Origin of the sequence: Acinetobacter sp. RW6 (assembly GCF_041956835.1) — a bacterium.
Classification (GTDB): Bacteria; Pseudomonadota; Gammaproteobacteria; order Pseudomonadales; family Moraxellaceae; genus Acinetobacter; species Acinetobacter calcoaceticus.
Genome location: NZ_CP167121.1, coordinates 519,280 through 540,072 on the forward strand (window position 1 = coordinate 519,280; position 20,793 = coordinate 540,072).

At 38.0% G+C, this 20,793-nt stretch carries 19 protein-coding genes, 1 tRNA gene and 2 pseudogenes; 13 read left to right on the top strand and 9 right to left on the bottom strand.

Annotated features, from left to right (window positions below):
- Positions 1 to 89 precede the first annotated feature (89 nt).
- A tRNA-Asn gene (locus tag ACB088_RS02360) sits at positions 90 to 165 on the bottom strand.
- Positions 166 to 217: 52 nt separating this feature from the next.
- Between ACB088_RS02360 and ACB088_RS02365 the strand changes: the two are divergent.
- Positions 218 to 358: pseudogene (locus ACB088_RS02365) on the top strand (hypothetical protein); the annotation flags it as partial.
- A 41-nt stretch (positions 359 to 399) separates the two neighbouring features.
- Entirely contained in the window at positions 400 to 831 is a 432-nt protein-coding gene (locus ACB088_RS02370; RefSeq protein WP_375037894.1) for a hypothetical protein, read from the top strand.
- A gap of 15 nt (positions 832 to 846) precedes the next feature.
- Here the strand turns inward: ACB088_RS02370 and ACB088_RS02375 are convergent, their stop codons facing one another.
- Positions 847 to 1,284 carry a PaaI family thioesterase gene (locus ACB088_RS02375; RefSeq protein WP_005045861.1) on the bottom strand — a complete coding sequence of 146 codons (438 nt, stop codon included), beginning with the start codon at positions 1,282 to 1,284 and terminating at the stop codon, positions 847 to 849.
- 186 nt (positions 1,285 to 1,470) lie between these two features.
- Here ACB088_RS02375 and ACB088_RS02380 point away from each other — a divergent pair, with 186 nt between their 5' ends.
- Positions 1,471 to 1,887, top strand: coding sequence for a GFA family protein (locus ACB088_RS02380; RefSeq protein WP_375037895.1), 417 nt, complete (start codon positions 1,471 to 1,473; stop codon positions 1,885 to 1,887).
- Between the two features lie 88 nt (positions 1,888 to 1,975).
- Here the strand turns inward: ACB088_RS02380 and ACB088_RS02385 are convergent, their stop codons facing one another.
- The gene (locus ACB088_RS02385; RefSeq protein WP_375037896.1) at positions 1,976 to 3,211 is read right to left on the bottom strand and encodes a pyridoxal phosphate-dependent aminotransferase; all 1,236 of its coding nucleotides are present in this window, start codon (positions 3,209 to 3,211) and stop codon (positions 1,976 to 1,978) included.
- A gap of 207 nt (positions 3,212 to 3,418) precedes the next feature.
- On the opposite strand from ACB088_RS02385, the gene ACB088_RS02390 reads away from it, so the two are divergent.
- Complete coding sequence (locus ACB088_RS02390) at positions 3,419 to 3,598, top strand: hypothetical protein (protein ID WP_005038911.1); 180 nt, start codon at positions 3,419 to 3,421, stop codon at positions 3,596 to 3,598.
- 32 nt (positions 3,599 to 3,630) lie between these two features.
- On the opposite strand, the pseudogene ACB088_RS02395 reads toward ACB088_RS02390, so the two are convergent.
- Both ACB088_RS02395 and ACB088_RS02400 read right to left on the bottom strand, forming a co-directional pair.
- Positions 3,631 to 5,067: pseudogene (locus ACB088_RS02395) on the bottom strand (diguanylate cyclase domain-containing protein); the annotation flags it as partial.
- Positions 5,068 to 5,242: 175 nt separating this feature from the next.
- The gene (locus ACB088_RS02400; RefSeq protein ID WP_005045867.1) at positions 5,243 to 6,034 is read right to left on the bottom strand and encodes a hypothetical protein; all 792 of its coding nucleotides are present in this window, start codon (positions 6,032 to 6,034) and stop codon (positions 5,243 to 5,245) included.
- 180 nt (positions 6,035 to 6,214) lie between these two features.
- Here ACB088_RS02400 and uvrB point away from each other — a divergent pair, with 180 nt between their 5' ends.
- The 8 genes from uvrB to proB all read left to right on the top strand — a co-directional run bounded on the left by uvrB (position 6,215) and on the right by proB (position 15,762).
- The gene (uvrB, locus tag ACB088_RS02405) at positions 6,215 to 8,236 is read left to right on the top strand and encodes an excinuclease ABC subunit UvrB (RefSeq protein WP_003650334.1); all 2,022 of its coding nucleotides are present in this window, start codon (positions 6,215 to 6,217) and stop codon (positions 8,234 to 8,236) included.
- A gap of 93 nt (positions 8,237 to 8,329) precedes the next feature.
- A complete protein-coding gene (locus ACB088_RS02410; protein ID WP_375037897.1) occupies positions 8,330 to 8,917 on the top strand; it encodes a lipocalin family protein in 588 nt (195 codons plus the stop codon).
- A gap of 110 nt (positions 8,918 to 9,027) precedes the next feature.
- Positions 9,028 to 9,975 carry an EamA family transporter RarD gene (rarD, locus tag ACB088_RS02415; protein WP_080027583.1) on the top strand — a complete coding sequence of 316 codons (948 nt, stop codon included), beginning with the start codon at positions 9,028 to 9,030 and terminating at the stop codon, positions 9,973 to 9,975.
- 216 nt (positions 9,976 to 10,191) lie between these two features.
- Positions 10,192 to 11,649: a glyceraldehyde-3-phosphate dehydrogenase gene (locus ACB088_RS02420; protein ID WP_003650341.1), complete on the top strand. Its 1,458-nt coding sequence runs from the start codon at positions 10,192 to 10,194 to the stop codon at positions 11,647 to 11,649.
- 149 nt (positions 11,650 to 11,798) lie between these two features.
- Positions 11,799 to 12,524 carry a hypothetical protein gene (locus tag ACB088_RS02425; RefSeq protein ID WP_004643644.1) on the top strand — a complete coding sequence of 242 codons (726 nt, stop codon included), beginning with the start codon at positions 11,799 to 11,801 and terminating at the stop codon, positions 12,522 to 12,524.
- Between the two features lie 11 nt (positions 12,525 to 12,535).
- Positions 12,536 to 13,210 carry a hypothetical protein gene (locus ACB088_RS02430; protein ID WP_213074614.1) on the top strand — a complete coding sequence of 225 codons (675 nt, stop codon included), beginning with the start codon at positions 12,536 to 12,538 and terminating at the stop codon, positions 13,208 to 13,210.
- Positions 13,211 to 13,392: 182 nt separating this feature from the next.
- The gene (gene cgtA / locus ACB088_RS02435; protein WP_003650347.1) at positions 13,393 to 14,613 is read left to right on the top strand and encodes an Obg family GTPase CgtA; all 1,221 of its coding nucleotides are present in this window, start codon (positions 13,393 to 13,395) and stop codon (positions 14,611 to 14,613) included.
- Between the two features lie 15 nt (positions 14,614 to 14,628).
- Positions 14,629 to 15,762, top strand: a complete 1,134-nt coding sequence (proB, locus tag ACB088_RS02440; RefSeq protein ID WP_375037898.1) for a glutamate 5-kinase — start codon at positions 14,629 to 14,631, stop codon at positions 15,760 to 15,762.
- Positions 15,763 to 15,788: 26 nt separating this feature from the next.
- On the opposite strand, the gene ACB088_RS02445 is transcribed toward proB, so the two are convergent.
- On the bottom strand, positions 15,789 to 16,445 hold the full coding sequence (locus ACB088_RS02445) for an HAD-IB family hydrolase (protein WP_375037899.1): 657 nt from the start codon (positions 16,443 to 16,445) through the stop codon (positions 15,789 to 15,791).
- The gene (locus ACB088_RS02450; protein WP_375037900.1) at positions 16,412 to 17,620 is read right to left on the bottom strand and encodes a DUF1615 domain-containing protein; all 1,209 of its coding nucleotides are present in this window, start codon (positions 17,618 to 17,620) and stop codon (positions 16,412 to 16,414) included. The genes ACB088_RS02445 and ACB088_RS02450 overlap by 34 nt, the downstream gene beginning before the upstream one ends.
- A gap of 83 nt (positions 17,621 to 17,703) precedes the next feature.
- Here ACB088_RS02450 and dusB point away from each other — a divergent pair, with 83 nt between their 5' ends.
- Positions 17,704 to 18,729 carry a tRNA dihydrouridine synthase DusB gene (gene dusB / locus ACB088_RS02455; protein WP_375037901.1) on the top strand — a complete coding sequence of 342 codons (1,026 nt, stop codon included), beginning with the start codon at positions 17,704 to 17,706 and terminating at the stop codon, positions 18,727 to 18,729.
- A gap of 37 nt (positions 18,730 to 18,766) precedes the next feature.
- On the opposite strand, the gene ACB088_RS02460 is transcribed toward dusB, so the two are convergent.
- Complete coding sequence (locus tag ACB088_RS02460; RefSeq protein ID WP_375037902.1) at positions 18,767 to 19,813, bottom strand: NAD(P)H-dependent flavin oxidoreductase; 1,047 nt, start codon at positions 19,811 to 19,813, stop codon at positions 18,767 to 18,769.
- A gap of 116 nt (positions 19,814 to 19,929) precedes the next feature.
- The gene (locus tag ACB088_RS02465; RefSeq protein WP_133747112.1) at positions 19,930 to 20,631 is read right to left on the bottom strand and encodes a VIT family protein; all 702 of its coding nucleotides are present in this window, start codon (positions 20,629 to 20,631) and stop codon (positions 19,930 to 19,932) included.
- Positions 20,632 to 20,793: the final 162 nt, after the last annotated feature.

The following is a 20,793-nucleotide window of genomic DNA, read 5'->3' on the forward strand; positions in this document are numbered from 1 at the left end:
CTCTACGTCATGATAGGGGATTTTTTATAGTTATTGATAAATTTATGGCAAAAAAAAGCCCGCTTTAATGCTGCGGGCTTTTTAGTATTTGGCTCTCCCACCTGGGCTCGAACCAGGGACCTGCGGATTAACAGTCCGTCGCTCTACCGACTGAGCTATGGGAGAATCTGCATGCGATTATAAGGAGATTTTGAGAAGGGTCAAGTGAAAATCGCTATGTTGCCTTCATTTTTGTGTTGTATGCTTTTTATTTGATCAGTTGGAAGGTGTTGGAGTAAATTACTTGCACTTTAAAAATTCAATTGCTAGATTTAAACAAGAACAAGTGTTTGGAGAAATCCAAACAGTGTGGATTTAAACCAACTTGCCAGCACTAAAATGGCTAAATCGGAGATAAGTATGAAAACACTTACTATTGCTTCTATTTTTTCTAATTTTGATTTTTATCAACGCAATTATCTCAATATTTTAAGTCGACCAGACTCTTATTACACACCTGTAAAGGGTGCGTCGATTGATGCTTATCCTTTTAAAAAGCAGGATTTGTATTTAGGTGATTTATTGCAGCTTTGGTTTAGTTCTAAATGGAATGTGCATAGTTCACTAAAAGTTTTAAAAAGTTCAAAAGTATTAGATCAATCTAAACCCCTATATATTTTTCAATTAGAAGGGGAGTTACTGCTGGGTAAAAATAAAGTTCTAGCTTGGTCTACTGAACATCAGGAAGTTATAGAACTTCAACTTAAAAATATTTGGGCACCTTATATAGTGGTGCAAACTTGTGATCGTCCAGATAATCCAGATTACTCAATAAAAAAGGCAGCGGTGTAAGGCTGCCTCTTATGACTATGGGCGAATAATCATGCAGGTTGCTGTTGCATAGGCATACAGTTTACCTTCCTCATCAATAATTTTACCCTCGGAAATACCCAAATTTTTGCTTATGTTAATGACTTTACCTGTTGCAATTAAAGGATGGTTTTTTGGAATTGGACGACACATTTTTACATTGAGGTCGATAGTTCCATAGCCTACGCCAGCAGGTAGCATGGTGTGTACGGCACAGCCAGTCACAGAGTCTAAAACTGTAGCAGCAAAGCCCCCATGTACGCCGCCTAGCGGATTTAGATGATTATGATCTGCTTGGGCTTTGAATGTAACAGAACCTTCTGAAATTTCAGTAGGTTGCATGGGTATAGTTTTACTAATACTTGCTGCTGGAATATGGCCATCAATCATCGCTTGTAAAAATTCAAGACCAGTCATTTCCATGGGATTTTTCATTTTTGAGTCCTTTAATTTTGTAAGTTCTTAAATGGAACTTAGATTTAAATTATGATGTAAAAGTACTATTGTCAAGTTAGAAAAATGGAGTGATAAGTTCAGTTATAGTTTATAAACTTGTAAATTTTAATTAGACAGAATATTTTATGAAATTAAAAATATAAAACTTATCAATGGGAAATAATAATGAACGGTCAATGTTTATGTGGTAATACTACATTTGAGGTAGAGCTAAAAAATCATGATGTCCATGTTTGCCATTGTGCGATGTGCCGCCGACAAACCAGTGGTGTTATTATGACGATTGATGTTGTACAAGGCAGTCTAAAGTTTATTCAACAAGAGCATCTGAGTATTTTTAACTCTTCCGAATGGGGAGAAAGAGGTTTTTGCAACGCTTGTGGAACTACAATTTTTTGGAGAACTAAGGATCAAGGCTACTGCAACATTAATGCATTTTCTTTAGATGAACCTGTAAATGACTTAAAGTTAGATCTGGAAATTTTTATTGATTCAAAACCTAGTTTTTATGCTTTTAAAAATAATACAAAAAAAATGACTGAAGCTGAGGTCGAGGCTTTATTTAATTCTGCTGAGTCATAAATAGTAGCTAAGAATAAAATTTTTAATTTTCTATTCATAAAAAAAGAGGCCTCAACTTGAAGTTGAGGCCTCTTTTTAAAATTACAAATTACTTAGCTGTTTTTTCAGCTTCAATAGAAGCGATAGCAGCATCTACGCCTTCAATTGAGTCAGCAGCTTTTTTGATACGCGCTAACGCATCAACGAGTACTTCATCAGCAGTTGCATATGAAATACGCATAAAACCGCCTAAACCAAATGCATCACCAGGAACTACTGCTACGCCAGTCTCTTCTAGTAACCATTCAGAGAATTCTGTGCAAGATTTTAAGCCTTTTGCGCGAATAAGAGGGCGAATGTTTGCATAGGCATAGAAAGCACCGTCAGCAGGCAAGCAAGAAATCCCTTTGATTTCATTCAAGCCATTTACAACTAAGTCATGACGGCGTTTGAACGCTTTAATCATTGGTTGAAGTACGTCTTGAGGACCATTCAACGCAGCTTCAGCAGCAACTTGTGAAATTGAAGTTGGGTTTGAAGTTGATTGAGACTGGATTTTTTTCATTGCGCCAATGATTTTTGCTGGGCCGGCTGCATAGCCAATACGCCAACCTGTCATCGCATATGCTTTAGAAACACCATTTAAAACAATCGTGCGGTCATATAAATCTGGAGCAACAGTTGCGATGTTGTAGAACTCATCTTCCCAACGAATTGGTTCATACATATCGTCAGATGCAACAAACACTTGTGGATGGCGACGTAATACTTCAGCTAAAGCTTCTAATTCAGTTTTGCTATAGATCATACCTGTCGGGTTAGATGGGCTGTTTAATACAACTAAACGAGTGTTAGGAGTAATAGCCGCTTCTAATTGTTCAGGAGTAATTTTGAAACGTTGGTCTTCACCACATTTCACAATGACTGGAGTACCTTCAGCAATAATAACCATATCTGGGTAGCTTACCCAGAAAGGTGCTGGAATGATAACTTCATCACCTTTGTTTAATAGAGCAAGAGCTAAGTTAAAGAAGCTTTGCTTACCACCACATGAAACCAAAATCTGATTCGCTTGATAATCAAGATTATTATCACGTTTAAACTTAGCAATAATTGCTTTTTTTAACCCAGGAGTACCATCTACAGCCGTATATTTGGTGAAACCATTATTAATCGCTTCAATTGCAGCATCTTTGATGTGTTGAGGGGTATCAAAGTCTGGTTCGCCAGCACCTAAACCAATCACATTCTTGCCAGCAGCTTTAAGTTCAGCAGCTTTGTTGGTTACAGCAAGTGTAGGGGACGGTTTGATAGCATTGACACGATCAGAAAGACGTACGTCCACGGCAATATTCCTCTTATGGGATTAAAAAATAAAAAGCATACTATCTTATCGCAAAAATTAAGTAATTTGCGGATGTGAACCTTTTCAGATGTAAAAAAGTTTAGTTTAGTAATCACCTTAAGCAATATTTATTCAATTGAAGCTTTTTTAGAAAGAAATGAGAAAATCATTTATAATAGGTCGCAATCGAAATTTCGAGAATGAATCATGACTGAGCAACAGCCAAAACAGAAAAAGGCTTTGGTGAAATTGCCATTCCCAATGCCGAATGATAGCAATGAAGCCGACGACGCGGTACACAACCAAGTGCGTCCAAAACCAGAGCAATACGCAGATAGAACGTGGATGCCTCCGCGTGGTACTCGTCGTTCTATGGGAAAACGCTAATCTCGAAAACAGGCAATATGCCTGTTTTTTTATTGATTAAATAAAATTTCCTGATAATAGCTTTTTTTCTTTTGATACATGTGATGGTCAGCTCGCTTTAACATGTCCTCAATTTGTTCATTTGCTTGAGTTGTTGCATGTCCAATTGCAATGCTAATTGGGTGGCTTGAATAATATTGATTGTCGATATTAAAAAGTTCTTGAATAGTTTGAAGCATAATTAGAACATTCGCCTCATCTGCCCCCGGCATTAAAATCACGAATTCATCGCCACCTATTCTAGAAGCCGTATATGCTGTATTTAAAATGGCCTGACTTAAAATATTTCCGACGCGGCGCAATAAGCCATCCCCAATATCATGACCAAACTGATCATTTGTTTCTTTTAATCCATTCATATCTAAGAAAATTGAAGAAACAGGTCGAATAATGCTTCGGTTTAAACGGTTAAGTTCTTCTGTAAAAAAAGCGCGATTATATAGTTTGGTCAGAACATCGTGTTGCCCCAAATATTCAAGATAGTTTTCCGCTTTTTTTCGTGCGGTAATATCGGTAAGTGCAACCTGCACCAGTCCCCAAGTGTCTTCATAACCAGGAAAAACGGTAAATTGAAGTAAGACATTTCTTATTTGCCCATCTAAGGCATAGTTAATCGCTTCACGCTTATGATGAATATTACCTTGCCATAATTCGATGAGTTGTTCCCGAAAGGTTTCAATCATCTCTTCAGCAAAAATCTTATGTGTATTTCTTAAAAGGGTCGACTTATCAGAAGCTTTAAATAAATCAAGAGTTGCCTGATTAACATCTAAAATCAGAATATCTTCTACACACTGACGGACAAATTCAGGATGGACATCTAGAAAAGTTCTAAAATCTTCAATACCTAATAACCTGAGTTGATCAATTCTATTTTTTATACGGCTGAAATCTTCGACCCAAAGAGAAGTGGGTGAATAGATAAACATAGACTCAGCTAATCGACGATTTTTTGCTTCCTCACGAAGTGCATTTTGATAGGGCGTAATGTCTTCGGTGGTAATTAATACACGCTCAAAGGTCGATTCAGAGCCGGGTAAAATAGAACCTCTTAGCTGAACATCAATACGTTTGCCTGATAAGGTGTAATTTACAGTCGTACTTGAAAAGTGAGTTTTACCATTCCATAGTTCTTCCAGTTCATGAATATGTGATTCGAACATTTCTTTTTTAAAAATAAGATTTAAATTCGAATATAGCTCTTCGTGAGTTCTTGCTTCAAAAAGTTCTAATGTTTTTTGATTAACACGAACAATTTTAATTTTATGTGCACATTCACTGATTAAGTTTTTATTTTGACTTAAAAATTCATGGAGGTTTTCAATACCTTGATTTCTCCATAAATCAAATTGTTGTTTAACTTCACTGAAATCCTCAATCCACATTGGAATTGGGCTAAGGTCAAAAATTGAAGAATCTAAAGTTTCCATATGTTTCTTTAAGTATTCAGTTTGCCTTAAAGTATAATGAGAAAAATTAGAATTTGGGAAGCTAAAGAACTTAAATCTATTAGAATAATTAAAAATATAAAGATTAAATGTAAGTGAAAATAAAATAATGAGAAAGCAGATATTATCTGCTTAACTCATAAATTTATAAGAAAAATTAACGATTAATGGGGTGATCAATATTCTTTTCACCACGCCAGAGTTTGATAAAGTCTTGCTCATCAAAATCATAAAGTTCCATGAGTGCAACCACAGCACTTACAAAAATCATGGCGCCCTCAGAGTTTCCGTGCAGGTCGAAAATTTTACCATTGAGCTTACCTAAAATATCACTCAGCTCATGATCACGGCCTCGGCCATAACGATCCCGAGGGTATAGCTCTTCATTTAAAACAATAAGAGCAATCGCTTTTTCGGCACTTGATAAATCTGTTTTATCTAAGGCTTCTTCAAAAGATTCACTTCCATGATTAAAGTAAAAAATAACCTCATCATTAATGAAACTTTTTACCATCTTTTGAGTCAATGTCGGAAATTCAGAAACCGCATTATCTTCAACATAAGGTTTAAAAGATTCTGGAAAGATAACGTTGTGATGGATATCTTTAAACAGTGGTGCAATTTCAGAAACTTTATAACCTGCGATGCCACAACCTAAAGCCGTGACAAAATATTTCATTTTAGGATGATTTTTTGCATATATTTTAAAATCTTCAACATAGTGCTCAATTTGTGAAAGAGGCATTTGTTGAATATGTTCATTTAGGGTGGGAATTGCAAAGCTTTGACCAGCCCAGCCGCGACCTACACCTTCAACTGCTCCGAAGTGTTGACTGGCAACGCGTGCTGCACCGCTACCGTGCTGTCCAGCAAGGTTACTTCCAAATACAAAAACTGTATCTTCGGGAAGTTCGGTTACAATACTTTCATCATGATATTGATAGGTCATGGTTATGCTTTTTATTTAATGGATAGCTTCATGTTGCAACTGATTATGGTATTGGTCAAGTGTTAAGATGCTTAATCTTTTACATTGAATTTCCAACTCAATTTGCACTTTAAATTAAGATAAAAATCCCCATTAATGGGGGAGACGTTAAATTCAATTTTTTCATAAAGAGAGATAACTTTGAACGAAAATCAACCTTTCGATCTGGTCACTCATTATCAGCCAGCAGGTGATCAGCCACAGGCAATTGAAAAGCTGGTCAATGGTATCGAGCATGGTTTTCGTAATCAGTTATTGCTAGGGGTAACGGGCTCAGGTAAAACCTATACCATGGCAAATGTAATCGCCCAAACACAGCGACCTACAATTGTGATGGCTCATAACAAAACTTTGGCTGCCCAGCTTTATGGTGAGTTTAAATCTTTCTTCCCCAATAATGCGGTCGAATATTTTGTAAGTTATTACGATTACTACCAACCAGAAGCTTATGTTCCATCTTCGGATACGTTTATTGAAAAAGATTCAGCCATTAATGATCACATTGACCAGATGCGGTTATCAGCAACACGAGCTTTATTAGAACGTCGTGATGCAATTATTGTGGCATCGGTTTCTGCAATTTATGGTTTGGGTGACCCGAATGCTTATATGCAAATGTTGCTGCATGTGGTTGAGGGCGACCGAGTAAGTCGAGATGAAATCATCCGCCGATTGGTTGAAATGCAATATACGCGCAATGAACTTGAATTTTTACGTGGTACTTATCGTATTCGCGGCGAAATTATTGATATTTTCCCAGCGGAATCTGATCAACATGCGATTCGTATTGAACTATTTGATGATGAGGTCGATTCAATCCGTTGGTTTGACCCGCTAACTGGTAAAATGGTTCGTAAAGTTTCTCGGATAACGATTTATCCGAAAAGCCACTATGTGACACCAAAAGATCATTTGACCCGTGCTATCGATACAATTAAAGATGAATTACAAGATCAGCTTAAATTCTTCCGTGAACATGACAAATTGCTTGAAGCACAGCGTATTGAACAACGGACACGTTACGATCTGGAAATGATGCAGCAGTTGGGTTATACCAATGGTATCGAAAACTATTCGCGTCATTTGTCTGGGCGTCCGTCTGGTGAAGCACCGCCGACTTTATTCGACTATATTCCAGAAGATGCTTTGCTCATTATTGACGAATCACACGTTACTGTTCCGCAAATTGGAGCGATGTATAAAGGTGACCGGTCACGTAAAGAAAACTTAGTGAATTATGGGTTCCGTTTGCCAAGTGCGCTTGATAACCGTCCGATGAAATTTGAAGAGTGGGAGCGTATTGTACCGACGACAATTTTTGTAAGTGCAACACCTGCTAAATATGAATTAGAAAAGTCAGACCAAATCGTTGAACAGGTGGTACGTCCAACAGGTCTAATCGATCCTGAAATTGAGATTCGCCCTGTCTTAACCCAAGTAGATGATGTTCTTTCTGAAATTAATATTCGTAAAAACTTGAATGAACGGGTATTAATTACCACTTTAACAAAGCGTATGGCAGAAGACCTGACTTCTTATTTAAAAGAATATGGCGTTAAGGTCGCTTATCTCCACTCAGATATTGATACGGTTGAACGCGTCAAAATTATTCATGAACTACGTACTGGTGTATTTGATGTTTTAGTCGGCATTAACCTGCTACGTGAAGGTCTGGATATGCCTGAAGTTTCTTTGGTTGCTATTTTAGATGCAGATAAAGAGGGTTTCTTACGTTCGGAACGTTCACTCATTCAGACGATTGGTCGTGCTGCGCGTAATGTGAAAGGTAAAGCAATTTTATATGCTGACCGAATTACCGATTCTATGCAAAAAGCAATAGATGAAACTGATCGTCGTAGAGCCAAACAAATTGAATTTAATGAGCTGCATGGTATTACACCACGCAGTGCTGTTCGTCAGGTCATCAAAGAAATTGACTCGGGTGAGGTACTTTCAGACGACGAGATTGATGAAAAAGTACTTGAACAAGCACAAGCATTGAGTGCAGATGAAAGACATATTCTTTCAGATCCTAAACTGTTTAGTAAGCATATTACTAAGCTTGAAAAAGATATGTTAAAGGCCTCGAAAGATTTGCAGTTCGAGCAAGCAGCGCGGATACGTGATGAAATCATTCGATTAAAAGCGCAGATGTTGCAATAAACGAATACATAACGCTACATAATGTGTTTAAAAAACAAGCTACTGTAGATGTTTGAGTTCTTTTGTATTCACAACTAATCGTTGAGGGCAACAATGGCATTTCGAAATAATGTTCCGCAAGCCAGTTGGCGTTTGGCTAAAATTGCGTTGGGCGGTGTTGTTTTGGCTAGTTTAGCTGTTGGAACGTATGTCTATGCTCAGCCGAAACATTTGCAAACCGTTTATAAAGTTGAACTGGACCGATATTTAGGTGTCTGGTATGAAGTCGCCCGTAAGCCTGCTTTTTTTCAAAAAAAATGTGCTTACAACGTATCTGCAACTTATACCTTAAATGAAAATGGAAATGTGGTTGTAGATAATCGCTGTTATGATAATAGAAAACAATTACAGCAATCTATTGGTGAAGCCTTTGTCGTAAATCCGCCATATAACACGAAATTGAAGGTGAGTTTCTTACCAGAAGCTGTGAGATGGATTCCAGTCATTCGTGGAGATTACTGGATTTTAAAAATAGATGAAGACTATCAAACTGTTTTAGTGGGAGAACCTTCTCGTAAATATCTTTGGGTGTTATCAAGAACACCTCATCCTGAACAAGAAGTGGTTGATGAATATCTAAATTATGCAAAAACATTAGGTTTTGATATTCGCGATATTATTCATACAGAACATAAAGAATAGCTGTAGATGTCTGATTAATAAAAAACCATGTTTTTACATGGTTTTTTCTTTTTTATAGTGGATAAATCAAGTATTGTGGTGAGCTGTTTTTACTAAAGTCTAAGAGGGTGATGATGTTTAAGGGCGTGAGCTTGTCTGTCATGGCATCTATCACTTTTGGTGTACTTTATTTTTATACTCAATTGTTAAGTCAGCTTGATAGTGAACAGACTTTTGGATGGCGGATTATTGCAACACTACCAGTTCTCACTTTGTTTATGTGGTGGAGCGGTGATTTAGGATATATAAAAAATATCTACCAGCGTATTTTGGCAAAGCCGTCTTTATTATTGTTATTAATCACAACCTCCATTTTAACTTCAGTACAACTTTGGCTGTTTTTATGGGGGCCTATGCATGGGCGTGGCTTACAAGTATCTTTAGGCTACTTTCTATTGCCGCTTGTTCTTGTCTTGGCTGGAAGTGTGCTGTATGGCGAAAAAATATCAAAATTTCAATGGGTCGCAATTATTCTTGCAGTCATTGGAGTCGGCCATGAGATCTGGCGTTTAGGAAGTATTGCTTGGGAAACTGCACTGGTTGCAGTTGGTTATTCGGCCTATTTTTTATTACGTAAGACCATTAAAACAGACAATTTAGGCGGTTTTTGGTGGGACTTAGTCATTATTCTACCGATTGCAATTTATTTAACTCATACAGGTTTACTCCCTTATAGCAAATTTATAGACCAACCGAGTCTTGCTTTGGTCATTGTTGGGCTTGGAATTTTAAGTGCTATTGGTTTAGGAAGTTATATTCTGGCAAGTCGCTTTTTACCATTAGTCGTGTTTGGACTTTTAGGATATTTGGAACCTGTATTACTTGCTTTAGCTTCTTTAGTTCTAGGGGAGAGTATTGGCCAAGAAGAATGGTTCACTTATATTCCGATCTGGTGTGCAGTATTTGTACTCGTTTTAGAAGGTGCAGTTCACCTTTATCAGCAACGTCAAAAAGCCAAAAATTTGCAACTTAACATCGCGAAATATCAAAAAAGATTAAAAAATGATGAGTTTGATTAGAGGCTCAGAATCTAAAAAGTAAGAAAAAGCAAAAATTTAGCTGCTTTAAACAATAAAATAATAAAAAATAATTATAGGTATTTTATGAATTTATGATGAATTTTAGGAAAATCTAATCACTATCGTCAGCTTTTGATTCATTCTTGCCAATAATTCCATTACAATTACGGGGTTTAAAAAATCACGCCTAGATATAATTAATTAGAGGACGTATCTGTGAGCAAAGACACTATCATCGCCCTGCATGCTGAACACCAAGGCCGTTGGAAAAACCGTGAAGAAATCGCGGAACGTATGATTGCATTAATCGGACAATTATACCGTGAAAAAAATATTGTCGTATCTGTTTACGGTCGCTCTTTAATTAACCGTTCTGTTATCCAAATTTTGAAAACTCACCGTCGTACACGTGTTGTAGACGTTGAGCTTTCTGTTGTAAATACATTCCCAATTTTAGAAGCTTTAGCTAAGCTTGAAAATATTGGTTCTGCAGAAGTTGATATCGGTAAACTTGCTGTTGAATATAAAGAAAAAGGCGGTGATGTTGATGCTTTTGTTGCTCAAGCAGTTGAGTCAATCAAAGGTAGCGCAACTTCTGAACAACCTAAAGATGTCGTTCTTTATGGTTTTGGTCGTATTGGCCGTATCTTGGCTCGTTTAATTATTAGCCAATCAGGTCTGGGTCGTGGTTTAAGCCTTAAAGCAATTGTTGTGCGTAAATCTTCTGATGGCGATTTAGCAAAACGTGCTTCTTTACTTCGTCGTGACTCTATTCACGGTACTTTCGCTGGCACAATCGCTGTTGATGAAGAAAACGAAGCAATCATTGCTAATGGTAACTTCATTAAAGTGATTTATGCGTCTAGCCCAAGTGAAGTTGACTATACTGAATACGGTATTTCAAATGCACTTTTAATCGACAATACTGGTAAATGGCGTGATGCTGAAGGTCTAAGCCAACACTTGAAATGCCCAGGCGTTGCACGTGTTGTATTGACTGCACCAAGTAAAGGCGAAATGAAAAACGTTGTATTTGGCGTAAACAATACCGACATCTTAGATGAAGACAAAATCATCTCTGCTGCAAGTTGTACAACAAATGCAATTACTCCAATTCTTAAAGTATTGGATGACAAATATAAAGTTCTTAATGGTCATGTTGAAACTGTTCACTCATTTACAAATGACCAGAACTTGATCGACAACTACCATAAAGCAGATCGTCGTGGTCGTGCTGCTACTTTAAACATGGTAATTACAGAAACTGGCGCAGCTAAAGCAGTTGCTAAAGCATTACCTGCATTAAAAGGTAAGTTAACTGGTAACTCTGTACGTGTTCCTACACCAAACGTATCTCTTGCTATCTTGAACTTAACGCTTGATAAAGAAATTGATCGCGAAGAAGTGAACGAATACATTCGTCAAATTTCAATTAACTCTAGCCTTCAAGGTCAAATTGGTTATACCAACTCGACTGAAGTTGTATCGAGTGACTTTATCGGTTCTCGTACTGCTGGTGTATATGACGCTCAAGCAACGATTACTTCTGGTAACCGTTTAACTGCTTATGTTTGGTACGATAACGAAGTAGGTTATAGCTGTCAGGTATTACGTATCGCTGAACAAATGTGCGGCGTAAGCTACAAAAAAATTCCTGCAGAATTGAATGCTTAAGATCATTTAACGATCTATAAAAGATTTTCACAAAAAGACCCAGTTTAGACTGGGTTTTTTTACAACCGTACAAAATATATGCTGACTATTTTTTGTAAATAAATGAGAATACGAATTAAGGAAAAAAAGAAAATAGTAAGGGATTGGAATTGTCGCAGTTTAAACGTTTGTTGGTCGTTTTTATATTCATCATTATTGCCAATTTATGTGGTGTACTCATTGCAATATGGGTGTTTAAGCATTTTAATATTTATATTCCACTGAAGAATCAGGCAGTTGCTATTGACTTGCAAGAACCTCTACAGGTTAAGGTTAAAGTACAAGATGCTTTAAATGTGGATGTAAAAGGGCGGGTAAATGCCAGTATTCCAATTGATGAGCAATTGAATATTCCATTAACACAAACGTTAACTCCGCGTGTTTATTTCGATAATATGGTGCCGATTAGCACAACAATTCCTGTCAAAGAAGTATTAAAAGTTGAGCAAAATTTACCAATTGATACGAAGGTTCAAGTCAGAGTTTTGGGGCGTGATATTACCTTACCGTTAAAGGGATCAATTCCATTAAAACTTGATGTTCCGATTGATATTAATGTTCCACTTGAGCAAAAGGTTCATTTGAAATTTGATGCGCCAGTGCGGACAGTATTAAAAGAAAATTTACATATTCCTCTAAAAGCAAGATTAGATACAAATATTCCAATTGAGGGTAATTTGAGTGTACCTGTTAAAACAGCGCTAAATGCTTCAGTTGATGTTAAAAACACATTGCCTGTGAAGATCGCAAATGGTGAGTTAAAAATTCCTCTGTCCAGTATGCGATTAAATCGGGTATTAGGTTCAGAAACATCACAGACGACAGCTGATCAATAGGGTGGATGGTAATGTTTCGTTCACTCAAGAGTATGCTCATCAGTTTCATTTTAATGATGATACTTGCCGCTGTTATGTTTTGGGTATATCTCAATATTCAGGCGAATGTAGTGGTTTCGGCTCATAACGCAGATATTAGTTTACCTGACTCTTTAGAAACAAAGATTCAAGTTGGCAACACTTTGCAAGTCCAATCTATTGGTAAACTTGATACAACATTGGATATAGACCGCCAACTGACTCTACCGCTGAAAGGGAAATATTTAGCAGATATCAGTTTTGCTGTAGAGACACCCGTTACAGTCAATGTTGATTACACAACGACTCTAAAAATTGATCAGGTTATGCCTCTTGAAACAACTACAGATTTGATCTATCAAAATAAGTTGTTACCTAAATTTCCACTTAAACTTGATATTCCCATAAAGTTAGATGTGCCTTTTCAGTTAAAGCGTAGTTATACCATTCCGATTAAAATTGTTTTTGATGGTCCTGTTTATTTTGAATTTGATGAGCCAGTAAATTTATCGGTTAAACATCAGTTTAAACCAAGTCTACAAGTGAATGACCCTATGGAAATGGGGAATGTCTCTTCATTTAATGCCATTATGTATAATTCGATTCCAAAAACAAAAGCAAATCTTGATATGCAAATGACCTTACCTCTACGGAATGTTCATCCTTAAAAATTAAATAGTCATCCTGCATTTTATTTTCAATATAAGCTGTATTTGTGGATCTAAAATGCTTCTGATGACTTAAATATAAAAACAGATCGTTATAAATAGGAATTGTCCCATTTTATATTCGAGAATTTTATTAAAATATGGCAGAATAGGCGGTTTTAGAGTTTTTAGAGGATTGGCAGATGCGCTTTGTTGATGAAGCAGTCATTACCGTAGAGGCTGGCGACGGTGGCAATGGCGTAGCCAGTTTTCGCCGTGAAAAATTTGTCCCATTTGGTGGCCCAGATGGTGGTGATGGCGGACGTGGTGGAAGTATCTATATTCAAGCTGATGATGATACGAGTACGCTAGTCGATTACCGTTACACACGTAAGTTCCGTGCTGAGCGCGGAAAGAATGGTGCAGGTGCTAACTGTACCGGACGTGGTGGTGAAGATGTGGTTTTAAAAGTACCTGTTGGTACAACAATTGTTGATACAGATTCAGGCGATATTATTGGCGATTTGGTTGAAGACGGCCAAAGAATTCTGGTTGCAGGTGGTGGTGATGGTGGTTTGGGGAATACCCACTTTAAATCATCAACTAACCGTGCTCCGCGTAAATGTACGACTGGTATAAAAGGTGAATTTCGTGAAATTCGCCTTGAATTAAAAGTATTGGCAGATGTTGGTTTATTGGGCATGCCAAATGCTGGTAAATCAACCTTTATTCGTGCTGTAAGTGCTGCAAAACCAAAAGTGGCAGACTATCCGTTTACAACCATGGTTCCAAACCTAGGTGTTGTAGATGCTGACCGTCATCGTTCATTTGTAATGGCCGATATTCCTGGGTTGATTGAAGGTGCAGCAGAAGGTGCAGGTTTGGGAATTCGTTTCCTTAAACATCTGGCACGTACGCGTATCCTTTTACACATTATTGATGTGCAGCCAATTGATGGTTCAGATCCGGCACATAATGCAAAAGCAATTATGAACGAGTTAGTTAAGTTTTCACCTACTTTGGCTAAACTACCAGTTGTTTTAGTACTGAATAAACTTGATCAGATTGCTGAAGAAAGTCGTGAAGAGTGGTGTCAGCATATTCTAGATGAACTAGAGTGGACTGGACCTGTCTTTAAGACATCAGGCTTATTAAGTGAAGGAACGAAAGAGGTTGTGTATTACCTCATGGATCAGCTTGAACAACAACGTGAACGCGAAGTTGAAGATCCTGAATATGCAGCAGAAGTAAAAGCTTTCCGTGAACAACTAGAAGTTGAAACACGTGAACAAACCATTGCGGCAAAAGAAGCATATCGCGCTATGCGTCGAGCACAACGTCTTGAAGGCATGTTAGGCGATGATGATGATTTTGACGATGATGAAGACGACAATGATGTAGAAAGCGTCTACGTTCGTGACTAGAAAACCGAGGAAAACATGATAGAAGTGGTCGATGGGCAACGTCAGCTCAGTGAGTGTAAACGAATCGTTGTTAAAATCGGATCATCTTTACTCACAGCCAATGGGCAAGGTTTAGATTTGGATGCTATTTCGCATTGGGCGAAACAGATTGCAGATCTACACAATGCCGGACACGAAATTATTTTAGTGTCTTCTGGAGCTGTGGCAGAAGGTATGGTTCGTATGAAGCTTGCGAGTCGACCCACCGATCTACCCAGTCTACAAGCCTGTGCTGCGATTGGGCAGATGGGTTTAATTCATACTTGGTCTAGTGTGCTTGAAGAACATGGTATTCGTACTGCTCAGGTTTTACTGACACATGATGATCTAGCGGATCGCCGTCGTTATTTAAACTCATGTGATGCTTTGCAAAACTTGATTGATTGGCGTGTGATTCCGGTCATTAATGAAAATGATACGGTATCTACCGATGAGATCCGTTTTGGTGATAACGATACTCTAGCTGCGATGGTTGCAGGACAGGTTCATGCAGAATTGCTGATCATTTTAACGGATCAGCAGGGTATGTTTGACTCAGACCCACGTCATAACCCTAATGCTAAACTACTCTCTACTGTTCGTGCCATGGACGATGTTTTATTCGAAATGGCTGGCGGTGGCGGTGTGCTTGGCAGAGGTGGTATGGTGACTAAAGTTCGTGCCGCACGTTTAGCTGCTAAGTCGGGTTGTCCAACGCTCATCGCAAGTGGTGAAAGTGATAATGTCTTGTCACGTGCGATGGCGGGTGAAATGCTAGGTACGTTGTTTACGACAGATAAAGACCGTATGACTGCTCATCAACAGTGGCTCGCTGCTCATTTACAGACAGCAGGCCGTCTTGTAATTGATGATGGTGCTGTTGAAGCGATTAAATTGAAACATCGCAGTTTACTCCCTGTTGGGGTTAAAACTGTTGAAGGACATTTTGATCGTGGTGATGTGGTTGAATGTGTCGATAAACAAGGTAAACGTATTGCAGTGGGACGAGTGAATTTTAGCTCGCGATCTGCTGAAATTATTAAAGGTTTAGCCTCTGATAAGGTTTATCAAGTGCTTGGTGAAGCCCGTTCACTTGAAATGATTCATCGTGATCATATGGCAATTTATTAAGTTATGTTTAAATAAAAAAGCTCGCTTTATGCGAGCTTTTTTTCTGGCGTTAAACGAGGTAGAACACGATCTTCACCCACCATGTACGGATGTGTGGCGAGACTCAACATGTCTAGGTCTTCTGAGCTATTACCGTAAGCATAAATTTGATGATAATGCTGTAGCGTATATTGCTGATGTACTCTTAATTTCTTTTGTTCACTACTACAATCTGGGGTGGAGTAGTAACCCGTCACCATGCCGTTTTTAATTTGAGTTTCAGTACAAATTAATTCGATATTTAGTAACTTGCACAGTGGGGCAAGGTAGACATCAATTGAAGCCGAAACCAGTACCACCCGATCACCACGTAACTGGTGGTGTTGCAACTGTGCGAAAAGTTCAGGTGAGAGCGCAGAGACTAGCTCTTGTGCGTACTCTTCACCTAATCTTTGCAGTTCAATTGCGGAGGTATCTTTGAACATGCTGCGAAATAACTTGGCGCGCATAGCATGGGCTGGATAAAAGTTAAGATAGTAGGCTTGAATCCATGGCAGAATTTTCAAGCCTTGCTTAACAATGTGGCGCTTAGATAAAGCATAAAAGATGAACCCTGTAAAACTGTCTTTGCTACACAAGGTTCCATCAAAATCGAACAGGGCGAGACTCTTTATAGTCTTATTCGTTTCGCTCGTTGCATACATGATTCATATCGTCCGTTTACGCGGGTTGCATACCAGTTGGTATTATAGTCACGACTTAATTTTGGCCCAGAAATAACGACTTGCGGCATAATTGCATAGATAGGCTCTTTACCTGTCTTCGTTTTATAAAGTTTAGTCAGGGCAATATAGGTTTGTGTACTTTCAAACTTTTTCTCTTTTTCTAATTTAAGATCATCACGAATTTGTCTGGCCGTAACTAATACATTATTTTTTGCAAATACAGTAATGAGTTCTTTTTCTGACTGGCTCTGAGTTGGGCGTGGATCACCATCTTTTGTGTAAAGAAGTAGATCGCCATCAAGACTGATTTCTGTATCTGTTAGGTCCTTTAGCATGCTTTGAAAAGCAGCATTACGGCTAGAATACATGCCTGAGTTATAGTCTGCAAATCGATAAATGGCTTTATCATAATTAGCTGGATACACCATTAAACGATGTATGCCATAATATAAACCGCCATATTCCGTATATAAGTCATCACGAAGTGCAGCGGTACTCATACTTGAGCGTTTATTGGCTTTCGCATAATTAATATGGACTTGCATAGAACCCAAGGTCGTAATAGGGTTCATTTTCTCGCCAATATCTTGACCAACCAATTTTGCTGCACCCGTTAATGCGCTCACATGGTAATGCTTAGCCATAAAATCGAAAATTTCTCGATAAAGTAAATCGAGGTCTTTCTCGGTTTTAACTTTACGCATTTGGCTCATATAGTTGTTATCAGGAGAAGGCTGAGTTTTTAGCACTTCTTCAAAATAACCAGCAATTGTTCCACCAATGGTTTTGCCAAGCTTATCTTCAAATTTTTCATTTAAACGCGTACTAACTTCTTCAACTGCTTTTTGACCTAATCCTGGCACTTGAGGGTTGGCGACAAAGTTAGATTCTTGATCTACTACTGCCACAATACTACAGACATTTTTCTTGGTTTTAGGAATATCCAAGTCTTTCATAATGTCGTCAATATCTTTAGCCCATGATTCACGGTCATGTACACGCGATGGAATTAGACGTTTAATCTGTTTGTTTTCTAGTTCAGGCTCATCATTGTTTGACCACCAAGCTTTATCACCACAAGCAGCTAAACTCATGCACACGGCAGCCATACCGAATGATTTTAATAAAAAACGGGAAGACAACGGTTTGTTCATGGCGAGGAAAGCACCTGCATAAAAAGATGAGCCGATTAAGCGGATGAAGTATACTATGTTGATCATCAATTGTATGAATATATATGTATATTGGTCCCTATCAACTGTCAAATAATTTAATCGTTGCTCCTATGGCGGGGGTCACTGATCGTCCATTTAGAACGCTCTGCAAGTATTTTGGCGCAGGCCATGCAGTCAGTGAAATGATGACTGCCGATAAGACTTTGCAGATGAGCAAAAAAAGCCTCTACCGTGCAAATTTTGATGGGGAACTTGCTCCAATCTCTGCACAAATTGCCGGTTCTGATCCTGAGCAGTTAGCTGAGGCTGCACGTCATCAAGTGGCAAATGGCGCCCAAATTGTTGATATTAATATGGGATGTCCTGCCAAAAAAGTATGTAATAAACTCGCAGGTTCAGCTTTATTACAAGATGAAGATTTGGTGGCACGAATTCTTGATATGGTAGTCGCTGCTGTTGATGTTCCTGTTACATTGAAAACCCGATTGGGATTTTTAAATGGTCAAGAAAATATTTTAAGGGTAGCAAAAAGGGCAGAAGAGGCAGGAATTGCTGCACTCGCCTTACATGGTCGTACACGTGAAGATATGTATTTAAATACAGCGCGGTATGATTTGATAAAACATGTCAAAGAATTAATCAATATTCCACTTATTGCAAATGGGGATATTGATAGCCCTGAAAAAGCAAAATATGTACTCGATTACACTGGTGCAGATGCCATTATGATTGGTCGTGCTGCTCAAGGCCGACCATGGATTTTTCGTGAAATTGCTCATTATTTGAAAACTGGAGAGCATTTAGCGGCACCTAATATTGAAGAGGTGAAGCATGTGTTACTTGGGCATTTATCAGAACTTTATCAATTTTATGGTGAATATTCAGGATGCCGTATTGCCCGTAAACACATTGCTTGGTACACAAAAGGATTACGTTCAAGTAACGAATTCCGCCAAAATATGTATAAAGTTGAAAGTACAGCCGAGCAAGCAATAGTGGTCGAAAACTATTTTAATCAGTTATTGGCTCAGGGTGATTTGATGAGCGATGTGCAAGTCGAGCACATTAATTTATTGCAAACTCATTAAATAAAAAAGCCAGTATCTTCACTGGCTTTTTAAGGTCTTACTCATCTTCTAATATTTCTACTACTAACTGATTAATTAGATCAGCAGCATCTAGTTCTCTTATTTGAGATACATTACTACCAGCCCAAAAAGCACCATATCCATAGTCTTGATGTTTGCTTGCAATCGCATTTAATTGCTTCGCTAAGTCATAGGTATATGGATATTCTGGTTGAGGAGGGCGATTTGGTAAATCAATTTGTGTATGCCAGTGGTTCAATAGACCACGGGCTGGACGGCCAGAAAGACTCGCACTAATTTGTGTTACTGGTTCATTAAATAAAGCTTTACGATATTCAGTAGATGCATTGGATGATCGACATTGTACAAAAGCGGTCCCGAGCTGAACAGCCGCAGCTCCTAAGCTCAACATATGGCGCGCTTGTGCTCCATTCATAATCCCACCAGCAGCTACGACAGGCAACTTACAGTGTTTTACAATAAGCTGGACTAAATCGCTGGTTTTGATGGCTGCATCAAAGGTTTTATTAAAGATTCCACGATGACCACCTGCTTCAATACCTTGAGCAATAATAATATCTATGCCAGCAGCTTCAATAGCTTGTGCTTCAACTAAATTGGTAGCAGAAACCATTGTTAAAATTCCTGCATTTTTTAAAGCCTGAATTTGATGGGAATGGGGAATGCCAAAATGGAAACTAACAGCTTTAGGTTTTGTTTCTAATACAACATTTAAAAAGTCATCATTATCAAGAAAACTTGGATAAATGCAGTTCAAATTTTGAGGAGGTTGCTCACCAAACTTTTCAAATTGTGGACGTAAATATTCAATCCATTGTGCTGATGTTTGCAGATTAAGTTGCTCTGGTTGATGGCAGAAAAAATTAACCTGAAAAGATTTCTCTGTAAGTGTTTGGGTTTTTAAAATCTGTTCGCACGCACTTTGCGCCGTGTTTGCTCCGAGTCCTAATGACCCAAGTCCACCTTGATTAGAAACTTCCGCGGCAAGTTCGGGGGTAGATACACCTGCCATGGGAGCAAGAAAAATTGGATGTTTAATTTCAAGTTGTTGTAACAGGGGCATTTTATTCACCTCATTTCTTTATGTTCACCATAACGTGGAATTTGAATCAAGAGCAAATAATATTGGCTATTTAGTTTTTAAATATTTGATTATTGAACGTTCATAAGTTCTATTTTTTAAAGTGGAGTAACATTAAATAATGAGCCAATCCAACTTGAAAAAGCCATTGCTAGAATACCCCACAATGTAATGCGTAAACTGCCTTTAAGTTTAGATGTGCCAGCAAAATAACTTGAAAGGGCACCTAAGATAGCTAAAGCAATAATCCCTGTAACGAGAACACTTTGCATAATTAAATGTTCAGGAGTAAATAAGATTGCGAGCATCGGAAAAAAAGCGCCAAAAGAAAACGATGCGGCGGATGAAAGAGCGGCTTGAACTGGGTTTGCAGCCGTATTTTCATGAATACCAATTTCATCACGGGCATGCGCACCTAAAGCATCATGTGTTGTGAGCTGTATCGCAACCTCTTTTGCTAATTCACTTGAAAGCCCTCTAGAGATATAAATTTGAGTTAACTCATCTAATTCTTTCTGAGGATATTTTTTTAATTCTTTTTCTTCAATTGCTAAATCTGATTTTTCAATATCTTCTTGAGATTTAACGGAAATATATTCTCCGGCAGCCATTGAGGTTGCACCAGAAATTAATCCGGCAATACATGTAATTAATAGAGTGTGTGAGTTGGCTCCACTAGCTGCCATGCCCATAATTAAGCTAGTGACGGAAATAATTCCATCATTGGCCCCTAATACGGAAGCTCTTAACCAGCCTGAACGGTGAATAGCATGATGTTCTACATGATGTGGAAAAGCCATAATTTTTCCTTATAAATTCTTTATAGATGCTATGAAGTTTTACAATTTATTGATCAAAAAATATGTCATTATTATAGAGAGTTTAGCGATAAGACAGAATAGATCAATAATAAAAACGGAGACTAAATTATTTATATAAAACATCGTTAACCTAAATTAACG